Origin of the sequence: Corallococcus sp. AB011P, assembly GCF_003611605.1 — a bacterium.
Taxonomy (GTDB): Bacteria; Myxococcota; Myxococcia; order Myxococcales; family Myxococcaceae; genus Corallococcus; species Corallococcus coralloides.
This window is the reverse complement of sequence record NZ_RAVX01000007.1, coordinates 157,391-176,862: the sequence shown is the minus strand read 5'-3', so window position 1 is coordinate 176,862 and position 19,472 is coordinate 157,391. Positions and strand designations below refer to the sequence as shown.

General features: G+C 69.2%; 18 protein-coding genes. 11 read left to right on the top strand and 7 right to left on the bottom strand.

Going from position 1 to position 19,472, the window contains the following annotated elements; genetic code table 11:
- Positions 1 to 12: 12 nt before the first annotated feature.
- Complete coding sequence (locus tag D7X30_RS20615; protein ID WP_120564783.1) at positions 13 to 966, bottom strand: oxidoreductase; 954 nt, start codon at positions 964 to 966, stop codon at positions 13 to 15.
- Positions 967 to 1,065: 99 nt separating this feature from the next.
- Between D7X30_RS20615 and D7X30_RS20610 the strand changes: the two genes are divergently transcribed.
- The 7 genes from D7X30_RS20610 (at position 1,066) to D7X30_RS20580 (ending at position 8,929) form a co-directional block, all read left to right on the top strand.
- Complete coding sequence (locus D7X30_RS20610; protein WP_120564645.1) at positions 1,066 to 1,458, top strand: VOC family protein; 393 nt, start codon at positions 1,066 to 1,068, stop codon at positions 1,456 to 1,458.
- A gap of 3,684 nt (positions 1,459 to 5,142) precedes the next feature.
- Complete coding sequence (locus D7X30_RS20605; RefSeq protein WP_120564782.1) at positions 5,143 to 5,934, top strand: ParA family protein; 792 nt, start codon at positions 5,143 to 5,145, stop codon at positions 5,932 to 5,934.
- 116 nt (positions 5,935 to 6,050) lie between these two features.
- Positions 6,051 to 6,959, top strand: a complete 909-nt coding sequence (locus tag D7X30_RS20600; RefSeq protein WP_120564781.1) for a ParB/RepB/Spo0J family partition protein — start codon at positions 6,051 to 6,053, stop codon at positions 6,957 to 6,959.
- 3 nt (positions 6,960 to 6,962) lie between these two features.
- Positions 6,963 to 7,409 (top strand): bactofilin BacM, encoded by a 447-nt coding sequence (bacM, locus tag D7X30_RS20595; protein WP_014400844.1) that lies wholly within the window; start codon positions 6,963 to 6,965, stop codon positions 7,407 to 7,409.
- A 2-nt stretch (positions 7,410 to 7,411) separates the two neighbouring features.
- Positions 7,412 to 7,972: a hypothetical protein gene (locus D7X30_RS20590; RefSeq protein WP_120564644.1), complete on the top strand. Its 561-nt coding sequence runs from the start codon at positions 7,412 to 7,414 to the stop codon at positions 7,970 to 7,972.
- A 51-nt stretch (positions 7,973 to 8,023) separates the two neighbouring features.
- On the top strand, positions 8,024 to 8,473 hold the full coding sequence (locus tag D7X30_RS20585) for a CoA-binding protein (protein ID WP_120564780.1): 450 nt from the start codon (positions 8,024 to 8,026) through the stop codon (positions 8,471 to 8,473).
- Positions 8,474 to 8,737: 264 nt separating this feature from the next.
- The gene (locus D7X30_RS20580) at positions 8,738 to 8,929 is read left to right on the top strand and encodes a hypothetical protein (RefSeq protein ID WP_014400841.1); all 192 of its coding nucleotides are present in this window, start codon (positions 8,738 to 8,740) and stop codon (positions 8,927 to 8,929) included.
- Between the two features lie 101 nt (positions 8,930 to 9,030).
- On the opposite strand, the gene egtD is transcribed toward D7X30_RS20580, so the two are convergent.
- Positions 9,031 to 10,053, bottom strand: coding sequence for an L-histidine N(alpha)-methyltransferase (egtD, locus tag D7X30_RS20575; protein WP_120564643.1), 1,023 nt, complete (start codon positions 10,051 to 10,053; stop codon positions 9,031 to 9,033).
- Between the two features lie 7 nt (positions 10,054 to 10,060).
- Complete coding sequence (gene egtB / locus D7X30_RS20570; RefSeq protein WP_120564642.1) at positions 10,061 to 11,395, bottom strand: ergothioneine biosynthesis protein EgtB; 1,335 nt, start codon at positions 11,393 to 11,395, stop codon at positions 10,061 to 10,063.
- A 359-nt stretch (positions 11,396 to 11,754) separates the two neighbouring features.
- On the opposite strand from egtB, the gene D7X30_RS20565 reads away from it, so the two are divergent.
- A complete protein-coding gene (locus tag D7X30_RS20565) occupies positions 11,755 to 12,132 on the top strand; it encodes a response regulator (protein WP_120564779.1) in 378 nt (125 codons plus the stop codon).
- A 36-nt stretch (positions 12,133 to 12,168) separates the two neighbouring features.
- Here the strand turns inward: D7X30_RS20565 and D7X30_RS20560 are convergent, their stop codons facing one another.
- Positions 12,169 to 12,438, bottom strand: a complete 270-nt coding sequence (locus tag D7X30_RS20560) for a hypothetical protein (protein ID WP_147443254.1) — start codon at positions 12,436 to 12,438, stop codon at positions 12,169 to 12,171.
- A gap of 313 nt (positions 12,439 to 12,751) precedes the next feature.
- On the opposite strand from D7X30_RS20560, the gene D7X30_RS20555 reads away from it, so the two are divergent.
- From D7X30_RS20555 to D7X30_RS20545, 3 genes are all read left to right on the top strand, one after another.
- Positions 12,752 to 13,261, top strand: coding sequence for a hypothetical protein (locus D7X30_RS20555; protein ID WP_120564640.1), 510 nt, complete (start codon positions 12,752 to 12,754; stop codon positions 13,259 to 13,261).
- 146 nt (positions 13,262 to 13,407) lie between these two features.
- Positions 13,408 to 13,788 (top strand): helix-turn-helix domain-containing protein, encoded by a 381-nt coding sequence (locus tag D7X30_RS20550; protein ID WP_120564778.1) that lies wholly within the window; start codon positions 13,408 to 13,410, stop codon positions 13,786 to 13,788.
- A gap of 28 nt (positions 13,789 to 13,816) precedes the next feature.
- Positions 13,817 to 14,302: a cupin domain-containing protein gene (locus D7X30_RS20545; protein WP_120564639.1), complete on the top strand. Its 486-nt coding sequence runs from the start codon at positions 13,817 to 13,819 to the stop codon at positions 14,300 to 14,302.
- A gap of 6 nt (positions 14,303 to 14,308) precedes the next feature.
- Here D7X30_RS20545 and D7X30_RS20540 read toward each other — a convergent pair whose 3' ends face one another.
- From D7X30_RS20540 to D7X30_RS20530, 3 genes are all read right to left on the bottom strand, one after another.
- Complete coding sequence (locus tag D7X30_RS20540; protein WP_120564638.1) at positions 14,309 to 15,022, bottom strand: immunity 52 family protein; 714 nt, start codon at positions 15,020 to 15,022, stop codon at positions 14,309 to 14,311.
- 12 nt (positions 15,023 to 15,034) lie between these two features.
- Positions 15,035 to 16,387, bottom strand: coding sequence for a restriction endonuclease fold toxin 5 domain-containing protein (locus tag D7X30_RS20535; RefSeq protein ID WP_120564777.1), 1,353 nt, complete (start codon positions 16,385 to 16,387; stop codon positions 15,035 to 15,037).
- Between the two features lie 89 nt (positions 16,388 to 16,476).
- Positions 16,477 to 19,326: an Ig-like domain-containing protein gene (locus D7X30_RS20530; protein ID WP_120564637.1), complete on the bottom strand. Its 2,850-nt coding sequence runs from the start codon at positions 19,324 to 19,326 to the stop codon at positions 16,477 to 16,479.
- Positions 19,327 to 19,472 lie beyond the last annotated feature (146 nt).

Below are 19,472 nucleotides of genomic sequence, written 5' to 3'. Positions count from 1 at the left end.
GCGGACCGCGCGTCACGGGTTGAAGCGAACGCCGGTCCACGCCTCGCTCGCGGACCACAACCGGTCGGCCCGCTTCGGATCCACGGCCCAGTCCTTCACGCCGCGCCGGATGGTGGCGTCGGCGGGCGCCATCACGGCGATGTCGACGTTCTCGCAGTAGACGCCGCCCTTGCCCGCGAGATGGGGGCTGGTCGCGCACCAGACCGTGGTCGCTGCGCCCTGTTCCGGCGTCTTCAGCGGTTCGACCTTGTTGGAGTTCTCGATGGAGGCGCGGACCTCCTCCTCGGACATGGACCGGACCAGCTCCGTGAGGATGCCGCCGGGGTGGACGGCGAACGCGCGCACGCCGTGGGCCTCGCCGCGCGCATCCAGTCCGACAGCGAAGAGGATGTTCGCGGTCTTCGACTGACCGTAGGCGACCCACTTGTCGTAGGGGCGCTGCTGGAAGAAGGGGTCCTCGAAGTCGACGTCGGCGAAGAAGTGGCCGCGCGATGACAGGCACACCACGCGCGCGCCGTTCGCCTGCTTCAGCGCGGGCCAGAGCCGGGCGGTGAGCTGGAAGTGGCCCAGGTGGTTGGTGGCGAATTGGGACTCGAACCCGCGCGCGTCGCGGGTGAGCGGCGAGGCCATGATGCCCGCGTTGTTGATGAGCAGGTGCAGCGGCCGGCCGGACGCGATGAAGCGCGATGCGAACGCATCGATGGACGCCGGGTCGATGAGGTCCAACGGCTCCAACTCCACGCGCTCCAATCCAGCGAGCGCGGCGCGGGCCTTGTCGGGAGTCCGCGCGGGGACGATGACGGTGGCACCCGCGGCGTGGAGCGTGCGGGTGGTCTCCAGTCCGATGCCCGCGTAGCCGCCGGTCACGATGGCGACAGTGCCATCGAGCCGGGTGTTGCCCAGCGCCTCGCGTGCGGTGGTGGTCGCGCTGAAGCCGGAGTTCAGGGGCTGCTGTTTCGTGGTCATGGACACAGGGTGCAGGCCCGAGGTCCGCGCGAAAAGAGCGTCAATTCATCCTATGTCTGGCACCACCCGGATGCGGATCCGGGAAGGGGAGGGCAGCGCATGGACGCGGTGAAGCTGCGGGTCGCGAGGCCGACACGGGACCTGGATGCGGTGGTGCGCTTCTACCGGGACGGGTTGGGCTTCGAGGTGCTCGGAGGATTCGAGGACCACGCCGGGTTCGACGGCGTGATGCTTGGACATGCGGGTGCGCCGTATCACCTGGAGTTCACGGTGGAGCGCGGACACGAAGCGCCGCGAGCTCCGTCCGAAGACCACCTCCTGGTGTTCTACGTGCCGGACCCGGAAGCGTGGGCAGCGCGAGTCCACCGCATGGAGACCGCGGGCTTCGCGCCGGTGCCATCACGCAATCCGTACTGGGACGCGAACGGAAGGACCTTCGAGGATCCGGACGGCTACCGCGTCGTGCTTCAGCAAGCCGCCTGGTCACGCTGAACGGCGAAGCGCGGCGGCGCATGTTCCACGTGGAACGTCCAAGGCGGAGTCGCCCGGATGCGTTCGCGGGTCATGAGGCTCCGCGTTCCACGTGGAACACGTGCGCGAGTTCAGCCGCGTGATGAATCGAAGTTCGGGACCGTCGCCGTGAAACGCGGCATCGGTCTGAGCCACGGAGCTCCATGCGGATGAAACGCATGCCCGAAGTTGTGGCGCGAAAGCGCATGCGGACCGGACTCCCTGCCGCGGCGTTGGGAGGCCTCCTGTTCCACGTGGAACGTCTGAAGCGGAGTCGCTCGGAGGCGTTCGTTGCTCATGAGGCTCCGCGTTCCACGTGGAACATGTTCACGGCGAGAGGCTCGAAGCGGAACGCGGACGCACGTGATGCCCATGTTCCACGTGGAACACGCGCTGCCTGAAGGTCCCGCGGATGGACCCGAAGGTCGATGCGGTTGAGTCCTGGCTGAGCATCACAAGAAGCCGCGTGAAAGCCCGCTCACGAAGGACCGGACTCACGTCGTTGTTCGCGCATGGGCATGCACGTGGGCCCGCGTCGCGCCGCGGCTTCGGGTCCAGGCATCCGCATGCGCGGGGCTTTGAGGTCATGAGCCTCCGCCCACCACCGGATCCGATGCGTGATGGGCTGCGCTGAAAGAGATGAAGCGATGGAGGCACGGGCTGAGTGGCCGACCGGTGTTCCACGTGGAACACGGCCGGCCTCCGGTCCGCGTGTGGAGGCGCTGACGAACAAGCGTTGAAGCGGCACGCGGTTGTTCGTTGTGTCGGTTAACCGTGGCTGACCTGAAGCGCTTGATGGGGAGAAGGGGAGGGGAGCCGGCGCTCATGCGGCTTCGCATGTTCCACGTGGAACACGCTCCAAGAAGGGGCTCCCCTGGTTGCTCGGACTGCGGCCGTCAGCGTGAGGGACAGCGCATCGGACGTGCTGTTGGGTGATGAGGAAGGGAGCGCATGAACGGCTCCGCATCAGGCGCGCATCACGGCGGTGCGCGGACCCTTGGGTGCCGGATCCGGACAGGCATCCATGCGCTGATTCATGGATGGCGGATGCGAAGCGCGGTGGATGAAAGGGAGCCCCAGGCTGGTTGCTCCTTCCCCAACCACGGCTCGAATCGCGCGTGCCGGAAGTGGTTCAGACACTTCCACTTCGCGGCCTCCATGACGTGTTCCACGTGGAACGTCCCGGCATGGATGCGGCGCTTGAAGTGAGCAACGCGCTCAACGAGCAGTAGTGGGTTCAGTGCGTGGAGGAGCGCATGAGGGACGGCGTGTTCCACGTGGAACGTCCCGTTGGATCCACTGCCTTGAGGCGCCGTGTTCATGAACAGCGCGGGACCGGTCGTCGCCTGCGCGTGTTCGCGGATGCGTGAGCGTGTTCCACGTGGAACCTCATGGGGGATGCAGTCCCTGCCGGAAGCACGGTCCGCATGAAGCGCTGAAGGTTCTTCCGCAGCGCAGGCGCGTGACGGCTCGCGCGTGTTCCACGTGGAACGGCCCGCGTGGATCCACTGCCCGAGCATGGTCAGACCCCTGCGGCTTCTGGACCGAGCTTCCTCCTGCCCGTGTTCGCGGATGCGTGAGCGTGTTCCACGTGGAACGTCCCGCGTGGGAACCAACAGGCCGGGCAGAAGGGGTTCACGTCAGATGCTGGACCGAGGCTCGCCGCATGCGCGCGAGATGGCGTGAGCGTGTTCCACGTGGAACGAGCCGCACGGGCCTGTCGCTTTGAAGTGGCGCCGTTGTCCGTGATGGATCCCGGCCCTTCCTTCGCGCATGTGCTCGCGACCGCATGTGCGTGTTCCACGTGGAACGGCTTGGCCCGTGTTGGGTCACGGCTTGGAACCGTCGTTGTCCGCGCCTGAAGCCGGACCTTCTTTCGCGCCGCCTGTTCGAAACGGCGTGGCGTGGTCCGCCTGAAGCAGCGGCGCTGAATCGCGGACTCGAACTGATGGGGTCCACGCGAGATGCCGCGCTCCGCATCGTGTGCTCGCCACCGCGTGAGCGTGTTCCACGTGGAACCTGCCGGCGCAGGCGCGCGGCCTTTGGGTTGGCGCGGTCCACGAAACGCGATGGACCGTTCTTCCGCATGGCGGCGCTCGCATCCGCGGGCGGTCGTTCATGCCGAGCGACTCGTCTTCAAGGCACCGCTCGATTCGCGCGGGGTTCGTGAGAAGCGGCAGCCCGTCCGTTCGCGTCGCGCCGCTCACGCCAACGGATGCGGCTACGGAAATGCCTGGTGTGGCGGCTTCGATGGGCGTGGTTCGCGAAAAGCGGAGGGAGCGCTCTTTCGCGGCGTGGTGCTCGCAACGGCATGGCGCGTGTTCCACGTGGAACGGCTGGCGGTCGTGGCTGGGACCACCGCATCCCATGGACTCGTCACCGGATGGGGCTCGGCCGGGAACCCGGTGCCTCGACACATGTCGCGTGACGCGCTCCCCATCAAGCGCGGCTCCAGGTCCGAAGCCGGCGACGTGTGGCCGGTGGTGCCGGTGCCTCCGATGACGGTTCGCTGTGGAGGTCCGTGGGCCGCATCGCCCGGTCGACGCCACGAACCCAGGCATCGCATCCACGGTCCGCGTGCATGCCAGACCGATGATGGACGCCGTGCTTCGCGGCGGTTCGTGCATCCCATGCGGTGCGCCGCACGAACCGCCAACTCACGACCCGAGGCCGACATGGCGGAGCAGTTGGCGCCGATGCGCGTTCCACGTGAAACGACCGTCGCGGCCGGCATGAAGTGGCGGCGGTCTTGGGATGGCGGCACTGCGCATGGCGGCTCGGTTCCGCGAAGGCGCCTGGCGGAACGTCGCATCCGGCTGACGCGTCGAACCGGATGCCATCCGGCGCGCACCGCGAACCGCGTGGCGTTCACGGGTCCCATCCATGAACGTGGCCCGGACGCTCATCAGGCCCGGCACCCACGGCGCTCCATGTGCTCCGCGGAGGTGGACCTCGCGCGGAGGGCATCACCCGGATGGCTGGGGCGTGTCGGCCGCGCATGAGCATCGACCCCGGTTCAGCGGCGAGCTTGAGAAGGCCTCGCGGCCAGGGACTGACCACGACACCTCCGCCCGCGCGAACGCCCACCGTGGTTCAACGGCGCGCTCGCGCTGCGTCCACGCCACCGCGAATCCGGAACCCACGACCCGAAGTCGCCGGACCAGAACGCGGACTCGCGCGGCGACCTCAGCTCAGAACCGGCGCCCACTCCGCCGCGCCCAAACGTGAACTCGAACCGGACGCCGTGCCCGAACGCGTGAACCGAATCGCCGCACCAGTTCGCGCGAAATCCACCCGCCGCACGGACCCACGAAGCCCCGACCCGTTCCACGCGAAACGCCGGACCCGCGAACCGCGTGAAGCCGCCACCACGAACTCGCCGCGCGCGACCCCCTGAAAAACCCAACACCCTTCCGCCCCGCACGGAATCGGCCTCCCGAAAGCAGCCGAGCATGCACACGCAGCCACCCCCATCCGCGCGAATTCCCATCATCCACGGGCTCCCGAGCGAGGGACCGGGCAGGGCTCCCATCCCACCTTGGATGGGAAATTGATCCGTCCTCGAACCCCGTGCTAGCTGCCTGATCAGGCTCCGATTCGCGCGCACGTCCGCGCGAACCGCGGGCGGGGCTCTGGCGTCAGCCGGGGCGAGAGAGGATGGGCCACGTGGGTCGTATCATCTGCATCTCCAACCAGAAGGGCGGCGTGGGTAAGACCACCACCGCCATCAACCTCGCAGCGAGCCTCGCCTCCGCGGAGCGCCGCACCCTGCTGGTGGACATGGACCCCCAGGGCAACGCCGGCAGCGGCCTGGGCCTCAAGCGCGAGAACCTCACCGGCACCGTCTACGACGCACTCCTCGGCGGCCGTCCCGCTTCGGAACTGATCCACCCCACCGAGCTGCGCTTCCTCCAGGTCATCCCCGCCACGCCCGACCTCACCGGCGCGGAAGTCGAACTCGTCAACCAGGAGCGCCGCGAGTTCCGCCTTCGCGAAGCCCTGCTGCCGCTCAAGGACAAGTACGACTACATCATCATCGACTGTCCGCCCTCGCTCGGCCTGCTCACGCTCAACGCGCTGGTGACCGCGGACTCCGTCCTCATCCCGCTCCAGTGCGAGTACTACGCGCTGGAAGGTCTGTCCCAGCTCACGCACACCATCGACCTGGTCAAGCAGGGGCTCAACCCCTCGCTGAAGATGGAGGGCATCCTCCTGACCATGTTCGACGCGCGCGCCAACATCGCCCACCAGGTCGTGGACGAGGTGCGCGGCTACTTCAAGGACCAGGTCTTCCAGGCCGTCGTGCCGCGCAACGTGCGCCTGTCCGAGTGCCCGTCCTTCGGCAAGCCGATCATCCTGTACGACATCAAGTCCAAGGGCTGCGAGAGCTACCTGGCCCTGGGCCGCGAGCTGATGCGCCGGGACTCCCCCAAGCCGTCCAAGCGCCGGGTCGCCTGACCGGCCGCCTCCTTAATAGAGCGATGTGAATGGTGGGACCGGGTGCCCGGTTCGCCGTGAAGCACTCAAGGCCCATGCGCGCCGGCCCCTCGCCGGCGCGGGAGTTCCCAACCGCCGTGCAGAAGAACGCAGACACCCAGAAGCGCGCCCTGGGCCGGGGCCTGTCCGCCCTCATCCCCCAGGCCGCCCCCGCCGCGCCGGCGCCCGCCGCCCCGCCGCCGAAGCCCGGCGTGCTCAAGCTGGCCATCGAGTCCATCCACCGCGACCCGCTCCAGCCCCGCCGCCACTTCGACGAGACCAAGCTCCACGAGCTCACGGAGTCCATCAAGGCGCAGGGCCTGCTCCAGCCCATCCTCGTCCGGAAGAACCCGAACAAGGGCGGCGAGGGCTACCTCATCATCGCGGGCGAGCGCCGCTGGCGCGCATCCCAGGCCGCGGGCCTGAAGGAAATCCCCGCCATCATCCGCGAGGTCACGGAGGCCGAGTCCTTCGAGCTCGCCCTGGTGGAGAACCTCCAGCGCGCGGACCTGAACCCCATTGAAGAGGCGGACGGCTACCGGCGCCTGGTGGAGGAGTTCAAGCTCACGCAGGAGCAGGTGGCCCAGAAGGTCGGCAAGGAGCGCTCCACCGTCGCGAACGCGCTGCGCCTGCTGGCCCTGCCCCCGGACGTGAAGGCCATGGTGGCGGACGGGTCGCTCAGCATGGGCCACGCTCGCGCGCTGCTCGGCGTGCCCCGGCTGCCGGAGCTCCAGAACCTGGCGAAGCAGGTGACGGAGAAGAAGCTGTCCGTGCGCGACACGGAGCGGCTGGTGCAGCAGGGCAAGTCCGCGAAGGGCGGCAAGGATGCAGGCAAGCCGGCGCCCAAGGTGAGCCCGCAGGTGAAGGCGCTCACCGAGGAGCTGCAGCGTCGGTTGGGAACAAAGGTCCGTCTGTCGGAGAAAAGCCCGGGAAAAGGCACCCTGGAAGTCGACTTCTTCTCCTACGATGACCTGGACAGGTTGTTGAAGCTTCTGAGGAAGGAGTAGGGCGTGGCGCTCCTTGGCGGGAAGAAAGACGAAGCACCCAGCAAGCCCCTGTTCAAACGGGAGGAGGATTTCGTGTCGACGCGTCCGGGTGAGGTTCACACGCTTCTGGGTAAGGGAAGCGAGTTCGAGGGGAAGCTCACCTTCGAAGGTCAGGTTCGAATCGACGGCAAGTTCAACGGGCAGATTGTCACCAAGGACGTGCTCGTCATTGGCGACGGCGCCCGCGTGCAGGCGGAGATCCAGGCCGGCACCGTCATCATCAACGGCACCGTGGAAGGCAACGTGCGCGCCACGCAGCTCATCGAGCTGAAGCAGCCGGGCCGCGTGAAGGGCAACCTGGAGACGCCGTCGCTCTCCATGGACCGCGGCGTCATCTTCGAGGGCTCCCTCAAGATGGAGAACATCGGCAAGGGCGGCGGAAACCCGCCCCCGCCCGGAGAGAAGAAGTAACGGTGCGCGTGTTCGCGTCCAACGCGCGGAAGGTCCCGGGGCTCATCGGCCTCGGGGTCGTCTCGCTCGGCGTCCTGTTCGGCGGCTGCGAGGGCTGCCAGAAGAAGACGCCGGTCGACGACATCCATGCGGAGGACGCGGGGCTGCGCTCGGGCGTGAAGGTGCCGCTGCCGCCGGGTTGGTCCGCGCAGGTGGCCACCGACGGCAGCTTCCAGGCGGGCCCTCCCGGCCGCCCGGTGCTGCGAGTGGATTTGAAGCCGGGGCAGGGTGAGCAGATGCCCTCCTCGGAGACGCTGGCGGACAACGTCCGTCAGCAGATGAAGCAGTTCACGCTGTCGCTGGACCAGGAGGAGGACACCCCCTCCTTCGCCCTCTTGCGCGTGACCATGGCCCCGTCCCTGTCGGATGGCGGCGTGGGCCCGGAGGCACCCGCGTTCTTCGGCGCCCGGCGCGTGGGGGACGACCTGTTCCTCTGCGCCAGCCTCCCCGGCGCCACCGCCGAGGAAGTCCGCCTGGCCACCGAAGCCTGCCGTACCATCCAGGTCCAGGCCGCGCCCCGCTGACAGTCCCTGCGTGAGGGTCGCGGCCTCCTTATGAAGGAGGGCGGAGACCCCATGGACGACTGGCGCAAGAACCTCATCGACGACGCGGAAGGCATTGGCGAGCTGCTCGCGCGCACGAAGCGCATCGCCGTGCTGGGCATCCGGCCGGAAGCGCAGGCGGACAAGCCCGCGCACGCCATCCCGAAGTTCCTCCAGGACCACGGCTTCACCGTGCTGCCCGTGCCCACGCACGGCGAGCAGGGGAGCATCCTGGGCGAGCCCATCTCCGCGTCGGTGAAGGACGTGCCCGGGGAGGTGGACGTGGTGCAGGTGTTCCTGCGGCCGGACGACATCAACGCGCACGTGGACGGGATGCTGGAGAAGAAGCCGCACGCGGTGTGGTTCCAGCTGGGCATCCGCAACGACGCCGCGGCCGAGCGGCTGGCGCGCGCGGGCATCCGCGTGGTGCAGGACCACTGCATGAAGGTGGAGTGGAAGAAGCGCCACCCGGACGCCCGATAAGCGCCAGCCGGAGGGGAACCCGGGAACGTCCTGCGCGGCCCGGGTGTCCTCATTACGTGAGGAGCGTGATGTTTCGGGTGGCTGCGACTGGCAGGGGATGGACTTCGGGCCCGGCCCGGGGTGCAATTCCGTCCACGTCCTGTCAGCTGGAGTCCCCGGGACTTCCCGAAAGCCTTCCGACTTCCTAACCTTAGCTTCCCGACCTGTGTCGAGCGCCCGCGCGGCCCGGGTCTTCACGCTGTGCCCCTCGTAAGGAGTCCGCGCATGACGCTCACCGAGATGCTTCCCCTCCCCCTGGCAGCCGTGGAGATCGGGCCCCTGGGTGAGCAGCTAGCAGCGGCGGGGGGACTGGTCATCACCGCGGCCGCCGCGCTTTGGGCCGCGTGGACCCGCCCGCAGCAGCAGCCGGCTCCGGTGCCGGTGCCCGTGCGTCGCGATCCTCCGCGCCGCCGCTAGGCCGCGCCCGTCGCACCCGTCGTCACCGTCTGGATCCGGGCCCTGACCCGGCGCCGCGAAGAGCAGCGCCGGGCGGCCCTCAGCAAGAGCGGCCCTGCTGCTCAGCGCTTCATCGCCAGCGACAGCGCGAAGTCTCCGTCCTCGTCCGTCCACCACGCGGTCAGGTCGAGGCCCGCGTCGCCAAGCTCCGCCTGCACCTGCTCGCGACAGAACTTGCAGCTCACCTCCGTGCGCAGACATTCGCCTTGCGCGAACTCCACGCGCCGCTCCAGGTCCTTCAGCCACACGGACTGGGCCCTGCGTGAGATGAGGCGCATCTCGATCCACTTGTTCGTTTCATCGAACGGGGCCAGGTGCTCGAAGGCCTCCGGGTCGAAGTCCGCGTTCAGCTCGCGGTTGAGCACGCGCAGCACGTTGCGGTTGAAGTCCGCCGTCACGCCCGCGCTGTCGTTGTAGGCGGCGAACAGGCGCTCGCGGTCCTTGATCAGGTCCGTGCCCAGCAGCAGGCCGTCCCCGGGCTTCAGCCCGGACGCCAGCTCGCGAAGGAACAGCGCGCGCTGCGCGGGCTTCAGGTTGCCGATGGTGCCGCCCAGGAAGGCGATGAGCCGCCGGCCGCCGCCCGGGATGCGGCCCAGGTGCTGCTCGAAGTCGCCCACCACCGCGTGCACGGCGATGCGCGGGTACTCGCGCGCCAGGCCCTCCGCGGCCTTGCGCAGGAAGGCCTCGCTCACGTCGAAGGGCACGAAGCGCTTGAGCTGTCCGGCCGCGTCCATGGCGTCCAGCAAGAGGCGCGTCTTCTCACTGGTGCCGCTGCCCAGCTCCACCAGCGTGTCCGCGCCGCTCAGCCGGGCCACGTCGTCCGCGTGGGCGCGCAGAATCTCGCGCTCGCGGCGCGTGGGGTAGTACTCCGGCAGGCGGGTGATGTCGTCGAAGAGCTGGCTGCCGCGCTCGTCGTAGAGCCACTTGGGGCTCAGCTCCTTGGGCCCGTGGCAGAGCCCGTCCAGCACCTCCGCGCGCAGCGCACGCCGCGCGTCCCCGGGCTGCACGTGCACGTCCACCTTCACGCCCGGCGCCGAGTAGCCCTCCGCGCCGCGTGCCTCGCCCTGCTCCGTCCTCATCCTCATGTGGCCCTCACTTCACGTCGCGTGCACAGCGGAAGCCGGCGAAGATCTGCCGGCGGATGGGGAAGTCCCAGTTGCGGAAGCTGTTGCGCACCGCCACCGGCGCGCTCGCCCAGGCACCGCCGCGCAGCACCTTGGACGTGTCTCCGAAGAAGACCTCCGAGTACTCGCGGTACGGAAAGGCCCGGAAGCCCGCGTACGGTTGGAAGTCGCTGGCGGTCCATTCCCAGACGTCGCCCAGCAAGCCCCAGACGCCGTCCGCGCTACGGCCCGAAGGGTGGCTGCCCACGGGCGACGGCCCCCAGCGCGTCCCGCCCAGGTTGGCGTGCGCGTCCGTGGGCTCGGTGTCCCCCCAGGGGTGCGCGCGCGGGACGCCGTCACTGCCCTGCGCGGCCTTCTCCCACTCGGCTTCGGTGGGCAGGCGCTTGCCGGCCCATCTCGCGTACGCGTCCGCCTCGTACCAGGACACGTGCTGCACGGGTTCGTCCTTGGGCAGCGGCTCCACCGTGCCGAAGCGGCGGCGCAGCCAGACGTGGTTGCCCTGCGAACTCCAGAAGAGCGGATGGCGGATCTTCTCCGCCTGGATCCACGCGAAGCCCTTGGGATCCCACCAGCGCGGATCCTCGTAGCCGCCGGACTCCACGAACACGAGGAAGTCCCCCGTGGTGACGGGGTGCGCGTCCAGGAGGAAGGGCGCCAGCTCCACGACGTGCCGGGGGCGCTCGTTGTCGTAGGCCCACGGGTCGTCGCTGCCCAGGCGCACCGGGCCGCCGGGGATGAAGACCTCGTGCTGCGGCACCGCGCCGGGCTGGGGGCGCAGGGCCTCCACCGGGTGGTACTCCACATGCGTCATCAGCTGCAGCGTGGCGGCCAGCGTCTCCGCGTGCTGTTGCGCATGCTGCGCCACCATGCCGAAGGCGAAGCCACCGTGGAGCAGCGGATCCACGCTGTCCTCGGGCAGCGTCTCCAGGTGCGCGGCCACCGCCTCGCGCACGCGGGTGGCGTAGGCCCAGGCGGCCTCCGGCTCCAGCAGGGGCAGCGTGGAGCGCGTGTTCCGCGGGTGGCGGAAGGCGTCGTAGATGGCGTCGAACGCGGGATCCGTGAAGGCCGGAGCCCCCAGCGCGCGCAACAGCCACTGCTCCTCGTAGTTGGCCACATGGGCCACGTCCCAGACCAACGGGGACATGAGCGGCGAGTGCTGCCGCATCAACTCCGCCTCCGGCAGCGGCGCGAGCATCGCCTGGATGCGCTCGCGCCCCGCCTCCAGCTCCCGCCACGCCCGGGCCTTCCACGACACGGCCTGGCGGACGCGGGCACTCCCCTGTTCCTGGCTCCTCAGCGACATGGTCGGCCCAAGGTAGGAAGGGGCTCCGGGCCCCGCTAACCCCCCGGGCCCCCCTGGTGGGACAGACCCGTGAGGGAGCACACGTTTGCGAGCCTGCTTCCCCTCCGCTGTGATCCGCGGTCCTAACGAGCTTGCGGGCGCCTGTCGGAGAATTCTGGACCGGAGAGGTCGTTTCTGTCCAAAAGATACTCTTGGATGGCGGCCCTGCTCCCGGGGCCCCCGCCCGCGTCCCCTCCCTTCCAGAGCGGAGCCCCCGCCCCAGGAGGACCACCCTCCAGGGCGGCCATCTGTCCACCAGTCGTCGGGGTATTCCGGGAAGCCGTGTCCGTGTGGGGGAGGGGGTCTCTATGCTGCGGGACATGGTTCAGCCCGTGCCGCACAAGCCCGTGCTGGTGGTGGAGGACGACGAGGATGCTCGCGCCGCCATCGCCGAAATCCTGGAAGCCGACGGCTACGAGGTGGCCGTCGCCGCCAATGGCCGCGAGGCCCTGGATGAGCTCCAGCACCTGCCCCCGCCGAGCCTCATCCTCCTGGACCTGCGGATGCCGGTGATGGACGGCCCGGAGTTCCTGCGCCACCTGCGCGCGGACTGGCCCCGGCTGAAGGCCGTGCCGGTGCTGCTGCTGTCGGGCGTGGGGACGGAGGCGCTGCCGGAAACGGGCGGCCTGCTGAAGAAGCCCATCGTCCCGGACGAGCTGCTGGCGACCGTGGGACGGCTGTCCGGCCGGATCGCGTGAACCCGGGGGCCTCGTGGAACGAGGGGCCCGGGTGTGTCAGCCCAGCCGCGTCACCGCGAGCAGCGTGAGCGTGCTGGCGCGAGGGTCCTTCTCGTAGGTGAGCTCCAGGTCGTGGCCCTCCACGCGGTGCCGCGCGGGTCCCACCACCGAGTCGTGTGTCTTCGACCGCTCCGCCAACCGCGCCAGGGTCTGCTGCAGGGCCTCGAAGGCCTCGGAGGACATCCGCCCCACTTCCCGCCACGCGGGCGGCGCGTAGTGGACGCGGTAGGGCAGGACCAGGCGGTTTCTTGCGGAAGACTGGGACACGGGTTGGGTTCCTCGACGCTCCTTCGCTCTTGCGAACCGCGTGCCCGCCCGCCTCTCCCGGGAATTCCGGGCACTTTCACGGTGGGTCGGCCGCGACGTCTGAAGAAGTTACGGACTCGACCCAATCGTAGGGGAAGAAATGACTGGCCGTACGGCAGGCCCGGCAGGGGGGTGAAGGGGCCCCTGGCCGTCCGTTCGGGTGGGGCTGGGGCGGGCCCGGGGGGCGAGGTGGCTGCCCCCTTCCGCGCGGGGTGCGCAGCCTTGAAGGGACGGGGCCGCTTCCGGCGCCCGCACGCCCCCGAGGAGGCACACCATGGCACGGAGGACCCCCACTCCCTGGTCGCTGACGAACGGGCTGTTGTTTGGCCTGGCGGCGGGCGTGTTGCTGGCGCTGGCGCAGACGGCGTTGGCGGTGGCGGCGGGAGAAGGGCCGCTCGTGCCGGTGCGGATGAGCGCGGCGATGGTGCTGGGGCCGCCGGCCTTCACGCCGCAGGTGTCCACGGCGGTGGCGGTGGCGGTGGGGCTGGGGGTGCACCTGGTCATCTCGGCGGGCTGGGGCGTGGTGTACGCGCTGCTGGACGCGATGCTGCCGTTGGACGGGCGGGGGCGCTGGGAGTTCCAGGCGGCGGTGGGGATGCTCTTCGGCATCTTCGTGTGGCTGGTGGACTTCCAACTGCTGGCGCGCGGCTACTTCCCCTGGTTCCTGAGCGTTCCGCAGTTCCTCCAGATTGTGTGGCACGCGGTGTTCCTGGGGCTGCCCATGGCCCTGCTCTTCACCGCGGCCGAGCGCCGGCGCGCACCCGTGCCCGAGCCCACCCCCTGAGAGGGCGGACCGGGAGGTTTTGGGGGACGTCCCGGGTCGGATGGGGGAGGCGGAAAAAACGCCAGAGGTAAGGTGACATGACCCGACCTTCAGGGTTATGCCCAGCGCCCGGTGCCATGGAGGCGCTTCGCACCCGGGACAAGGGCATGGACACGGAACTGGCGGGAATCCTCGGCTCGGCGGCACGGAATGTGCGGGTGAAGCTGGGTCTGACGCAGGCGGACGTGGCTGACCGCATCGGCATGGCGTCTGAGGTGTATGGCCGGCTGGAGCGGGGCCACATGCTGCCGAGCGTGCAGAACCTGCGCCGTCTGTGCGTCGTCCTGAACATCCCGCCGCACGACCTGCTGGGGTTGGGGGAGGAGTTCGCGGCGCCGCCGCCGAAGGAGAAGCCCCGGGTGCGGACGGAGGAGGACGTGCCGGAGATGCGGCGGTTGATGCGCAACCTGCGGCGGCTGACGCCGGTGCAGCTGAAGCTGATGAACCTGGTGGCGTCCGCGATGCAGCAGCAGAAGAAGAAGCCCTGAGGGGGCGTGGCGTTAGACTGTGCCCACCATGGTTGAAGAGCTGGTGAGGAGGCTGGACCTCAAGCCCCATCCGGAGGGCGGCTACTACCGGGAGACCTACCGGGCGGCGTTCCAGGTGCAGACGCTGCGAGGGCGCAGGTCCGCGGGGACGGCCATCTACTACTTGTTGCAGCGGGGGGAGTTCTCCGCGTGGCACCGGGTGGTGGGCGCGGACGAGCTGTGGCTCTTCCACGACGGGGAGCCGATGGCGTTGCACCTGGTGCACGAGGACGGCCGGCTGGAGTCCCCGGTGTTGGGGCGGGACGTGACGCAGGGCCATCAGCCGCAGGTGCTGGTGCCGGCGGGCGTGCTGCAGGCGGCGGAGCCGCTGGGCGCGTACACGCTGGTGGGCTGCACGGTGTCGCCGGGGTTCGAGTTCGCGGACTTCGAGTTGCCGGAGGCGGAGGCGATGGTGGCCCGCCACCCGGCGCACGAGGCGCTGCTGCGAAGGTTCGCGAAGGCCGGGCGGCGCTGACGCGGCTCAGGTGCCCCAGGGGCGAAGCGGGGTGAGCAGCCCCGCCGCCTGGAGGCGCGCCTGGACGTCGGCGGCGAGGGCGACGTGGGCGGGGTTGGAGACGCTGAACTTCTCCTGAGTGAGGGTGATGAGCGTGCCCCGGTCCGGGATGTGCTCCACCTGGACGGAGGAGGGCAGCGGGGGCACGGGGCCGCGGAAGTCGGCGAGGTAGGTGACCCAGCCGACGTGGGTGTCGGAAGGGGACGCTGCCACGAGGTCCCGGTGCTGTTCAGAGGTCGCCAGGGCGAACTCGGGTTGCCATGCGAGCGCCATGGCACGCACCACGCGGGTCAGGACGGGCGCGGTCAGCACCCGCTCCGCGACCGGGCCTCGGGCCGGCGGTTCCAGGACACAGACCGAGTTCACATGGGGGGAGGATCCCCCGCAGAAGCCATTGACCGCGGAGGTCTCATCCTCGTTCTCGCCCGCCCAGAGCCAGAAGTTGGAACTGTCGAGAGACCGATTGCGCTTCCGGCCGAGGAGTTTCGTCAGTGTCGGTGCATCCGTCTGGACCTGAAGTCTTCGAGCCTCTTCGTACGAGTCAGCCGCTTCATGCCAGCGGCTCCATGAAGGCTCGAGCGGGCCGAGCTCCCGAAGGAAGGCTTCAAGGTGCCGGGCGCAGTCCTCCACCGGTTCGGGGCGGGCCAGCCAGTAGCAACCCGCGTAGTACGTCTCGGTCATGGCTAGGACTCCTCAGGGGGCGGGAGGACGTGGAGGGATGTAGGCGACTTCAATCTTGAAACGGAGACGGCTGAAGGCCGCACGGAGGAAATCCGCGAATGGTTTCTCCGCCACGATCCAGCGGATGCGCTTTCCTCCTGCCATTGCCACCTGGCGCTGGGCCTGAGCGCGAAGTCCATTGAACCCAGTGAAGAACTTCTTCATCTGCGCATCATTCTCAAGGAACTTCGCGTAGCCCGGGCCCTTGGCCTCCAGCAACAAATCGTCGACCAGGTCGTAGCCGTCGAAGTCGACCTCATCGTCTCCACTCTTGAGCCGGTACGCGGAGCCCTTCGGTGCTCCAGTCACCTGGGCCTGATAGTCGCGAGCACGGTCGGACATCGACTCATTCACCTGCACCCACTTGCCTGGGCCTCCTGCGCTACTCGGAAGAGGCGGGCCCATCGTGGCCATGGCCACCGCCGTGGACGCGAGCGTCACCTCCACCACTCCGTCCACCACCGCCACCGCGCTCACATCCAGCACGCGTGCCGGGTTGAAGCCCGCCTGCGTCGAGCCCAGTCGCACCGCGTCCGGGAAGCGCGGCATCAACGAGAGCGCGGATGAAAGCCCCACCGTTACGCCGTGACTCACCAGCACCGTCACCGCGAGCACGAAGACGCGCGCCACCTCCGGTCCCAGCGCTTGCGCGAAGACCTCCGCCGCCTCCTCCAACTCCTGGAACGTCTGCGCCCGGTCCGTCGCATCCTTCAGCGCACCGCACGCGCGCACCACCGTGAGGAACGACTGCACGCCCACGTACGCCAGGAACACGGCGGCAATCACCGCCGCGGCCTTGGTGAACAGGGGCTCCGGCGCCGCCGCCAACACCACCCAGGACGCAATCGCTCCCGAAACCACGGACACGAAGAACTCCGGATTCAGCGTGTCCTGCAGCGCGGCTCCAATACTCGCGCGCAAGGGGTCCAGCGACATGCCCACCGCGAGCGTCAGCCGGTCCAGTTCACCGAAACCCGCCCCATCCTCCAGCAAGGACAGACAGTCCCCCGGAGCCTCATGCGCCCGGCACCACCGCCCGTACCCGTCCCGCAGCATGAACCCGAGCCCGAGGTCCAGCTGCGCCCCCTTCTTCGCGACCGCGCGCACCACCCTGGGTGAGCGCACCGTCAGCGGCACCTCCAGCACCAGCCGCGCCAGCGACTCCTCGAACTCCCGAGCACTGACCGGCACGCGCCGGTCCCACGTCACCGGGGCGTACGTCCGCGTCCCCCGCTCCGTGCGCAGCCGCACCGTGGGCCCGCTGGCGCAGCCCGTGAGCAGCACGAACAACAACATCCACACGCCGGCCCTGCTGTGTGCACGCATGCCGTGCAGCATGCGCCCCAAAGACAACGGGGCGGAAGGCCCGTGAGGACCTCCCGCCCCGAAGGGGCACCGCCGTCAATGGCAGACGGCTAGTTGTTCTTCACCGTGAAGCTGAAGCTCTGGATGACGAAGTTGTCCACCGCGTCCGTCATCCACACGTCCACCGTGTGCGTGCCATCCAGCAGCTCGCGCGTGTCCAGCTCCGCGGTCCACGTGCCGTTCGACTGGAGCGTGCCGGCGCGGATGCCCGACCCGTCCCGCGTGAACGCCACGTTCTTGATGCTGCTCAGCGCATCCGTCACCCGCGCCGTCAGCGTCACCACGCCACCCACCGTGCTGCCCGGAGCCGGCGTCACCAGCGTCGCCGTGGGCGCCTGCGTGTCGTAGCGCACCGTGCGCGTCACGCGCGTCGTGCGGCCCGCCTCGTTCGTCGCGTCGATGGTCAGCGTGTTCACGCCCGACGCCAGCGTCACCGACGTCTGGATTTCACCGCCGCCGCGCGGCAGCTGGAACTGCTGGCTGCCCAGCTTCACCGTCGTCGCGGACACGGAAGACACGCGAATCACATACGGCAGCGCATTGTTCGCGCGAGGCCCGAACGTGGCCCCGTCCGCCGTGTCCGTCGTCACCGTGGGCGTGCCCGAATCCACGAACACATGCACCACGGCTTCCGTCACGTTGTTCGCGGAGTCCGTGGCGCGCACCAGGATGCCCTGCTCGCCGAAGTTCGGCAGGCTCACCGGGTGCGTCACCGAACCGGTGCCGAACTCCAGCAGCGTGGTGTTCACCCACTGCGTCTCCACGCGCGTCGGCGTCTGCTCGTCAATCTGGCTGATGACATCCACCAGCCCACCCACCACCTGGCCGTTCACCGGCGACTGGATGGTGATGACCGGCGGCACGCGGTCCACCGTCAGGTTGATCTGCTTCGTCGTGACACCGCCCAGGTTGTCGCGGCCCGTGAGCTGGATGATGTTCGGCCCTTCCACCAGCTCCACCGGCATGTAGACCAGACCGCCGCTCAGCTCGGGGTTCACCACCACCGGCGCGCCGCCATTCACGATGAACGCCGCGTAGGTGATGAACGCGCCGTTGGTGGCCGGCTTCACGAAGCCCCACGCGTTCAGCGTCGTCTCGCGGAGGAACGCGGGCTGGTTGCCCATGATGACCTCCGGCGTCGTGTACGGATAGGGATTGATGACCAGCGTCTGCGCCGCCGTGCTGCCCAGCAGGTTCTGGCTGGCCGGCTGCAACGTCACGCCGGAGTACACCGCGCGGTAGTCCTGCGCGCCCGTGGCGGACCACGTGTCCGTCGCGATGGTCCAATTGAGGGAGAACACGCCGTCGCCGTCCGCGTCGTCATCCGCGCCAATCGCCACGCCCGCCACGAAGAACGTGACCACGCCCTTCTGCGACCCCGTCACCACGGCATTGGTCGACGCATTCCGCACCCGCGCGGACAAGGTCGCCTGATTGCCAATGGTCACGCTCGCGTTCGCCGCCGGAGAGAGAATCGTGGTCGTCGTCGCCACGCCCGTCACCGGGGGCTCCGGCGGCGTGTACGTCCGCACGCGAGCCGACGCAGACACACCCACCGCGCCACCCGAGGCCGCCGTCACCGTGACCTCCGACAGCAGCGACGGCAGCAGGTTCGCGGGGGCGCGCACCGTCACCGTCACGGTGGACTCCGCGCCGGCGGCCAGGAACACCGTGGGGCGGCTCAGCGTGGCCGTCCAGCCGGGCAGGCCGCCCGTGGTGCTCAGCGTGTACGTGTCCGCCTGGTAGCCGTGGTTCTTCACCTTGAGCGTGTAGGTCGTCTCCTTCGGCTCCGGGTTGGGGATGGAGAACATCTTCGTGTCCTCGCCCACCACGGACACCTCCACGCTGAAGTCGCCGAAGCACGCCAGGCCCAGCGACGCGAACGTCGTCGGGATGTCCCGCGCCGCCGACCCAGGCTCCCAGCCTCCGTCCGCCGCCTGCTTCGTCTTCAGCCACTCAATCGCATTGAACAGGCGCGTGTTGCTCGCCGGCTCCTTGCCCGCCAGGCACAGCGAGTACACGGCGATGCCCGTGGCGAAGTCGTCGGACGCGCCCGTCGGCAGGCGGCCCCAGCCCTTGCCGCTCACCGCGGGCATCGCGATGAGCTGGTTCGCCAGCGTCTGGATGGTGGTGGTGTTCACGCCATTCGCGCCCGGCCCCGCGGCCTTCAGGCCCACGATGGCCCACGACTTCTGGAACGTGTACGGCATGCCGTCGTCGAAGACGCCCGTGGTGGCCGTGTTGATGTTGGCCCGCAGGTACGCGGCCGCCTTGTCGATGGCCGCCTGGTACTGCGCCGCCTTCGCCGGGTCCACGCGCTGCTTCGCCTGCGCCAGCGTCACGATGTAGCGCGCGGTGATGGGCACGTTGCCGTGGTTCACCGGCGAGCCGTCGTGGTCCTCGTTCCACCGGCCGCTGGACTGCTGCGTGCCCAGCGCCCAGTTGGCCGCCATCACCAGCGCGCTGCTGTACTGCGTGGACACGTACTGGTCGAAGCCCGCCAGGCCGAACGACGCCCAGCCCGTCTTGGAGTTCGGGAACGAGGACCCCTGATACAGCCAGTGACCGGAAGGCAGCTGGTCCGTCTTGATGCGCGCCGTGATGGCGTCCAGGTTCTGCTGGAGCGTGCGCCCGTTGCTCGCCGTCTGCGCCATGTTGTAGCCATTGGCCTTGGCGCTCGACAGGCCGAACACCGCCGCGCCCTGGCGGTGGCACGCGATGCAGTTCTCGTGCGTGGTCCAGTTGGCCACGTCCGCGCTCAGGAACTGGATGGCCTTCTGCGTGGCCTCCGTGTTGGTGGCGGCGGCGGCCGGCAGGCTGAAGGCCGACAACACCATCACCGCGAACATGACGAGTCGCGCCGCCCAACGGGGCGACGAACGGGATACGGCTGATGACATGAGGGGACGTCCAGGGGCCTACGGGTGGGCACACCCGGACGCGAGGAGCAGTCCCTCTTCCAGCGCACACCCCGGTTCGTCCACCCGCGCCTCACCTCGGCGCCCCGGTGATCCGAAACCCGCGTCCGGCTGGAAGAAGCACCCCG

Coding starts and splice junctions, on each gene's coding strand:
- D7X30_RS20615 (WP_120564783.1), bottom strand. CDS start 966: ATGACCACGAAACAGCAGCCCCTGAACTCCGGCTTCAGCGCGACCACC.
- D7X30_RS20610 (WP_120564645.1), top strand. CDS start 1,066: ATGGACGCGGTGAAGCTGCGGGTCGCGAGGCCGACACGGGACCTGGAT.
- D7X30_RS20585 (WP_120564780.1), top strand. CDS start 8,024: ATGGACGACTGGCGCAAGAACCTCATCGACGACGCGGAAGGCATTGGC.
- D7X30_RS20580 (WP_014400841.1), top strand. CDS start 8,738: ATGACGCTCACCGAGATGCTTCCCCTCCCCCTGGCAGCCGTGGAGATC.
- egtD (WP_120564643.1), bottom strand. CDS start 10,053: ATGAGGATGAGGACGGAGCAGGGCGAGGCACGCGGCGCGGAGGGCTAC.
- egtB (WP_120564642.1), bottom strand. CDS start 11,395: ATGTCGCTGAGGAGCCAGGAACAGGGGAGTGCCCGCGTCCGCCAGGCC.
- D7X30_RS20565 (WP_120564779.1), top strand. CDS start 11,755: ATGGTTCAGCCCGTGCCGCACAAGCCCGTGCTGGTGGTGGAGGACGAC.
- D7X30_RS20555 (WP_120564640.1), top strand. CDS start 12,752: ATGGCACGGAGGACCCCCACTCCCTGGTCGCTGACGAACGGGCTGTTG.
- D7X30_RS20550 (WP_120564778.1), top strand. CDS start 13,408: ATGGACACGGAACTGGCGGGAATCCTCGGCTCGGCGGCACGGAATGTG.
- D7X30_RS20545 (WP_120564639.1), top strand. CDS start 13,817: ATGGTTGAAGAGCTGGTGAGGAGGCTGGACCTCAAGCCCCATCCGGAG.
- D7X30_RS20540 (WP_120564638.1), bottom strand. CDS start 15,022: ATGACCGAGACGTACTACGCGGGTTGCTACTGGCTGGCCCGCCCCGAA.
- D7X30_RS20535 (WP_120564777.1), bottom strand. CDS start 16,387: ATGCGTGCACACAGCAGGGCCGGCGTGTGGATGTTGTTGTTCGTGCTG.
- D7X30_RS20530 (WP_120564637.1), bottom strand. CDS start 19,326: ATGTCATCAGCCGTATCCCGTTCGTCGCCCCGTTGGGCGGCGCGACTC.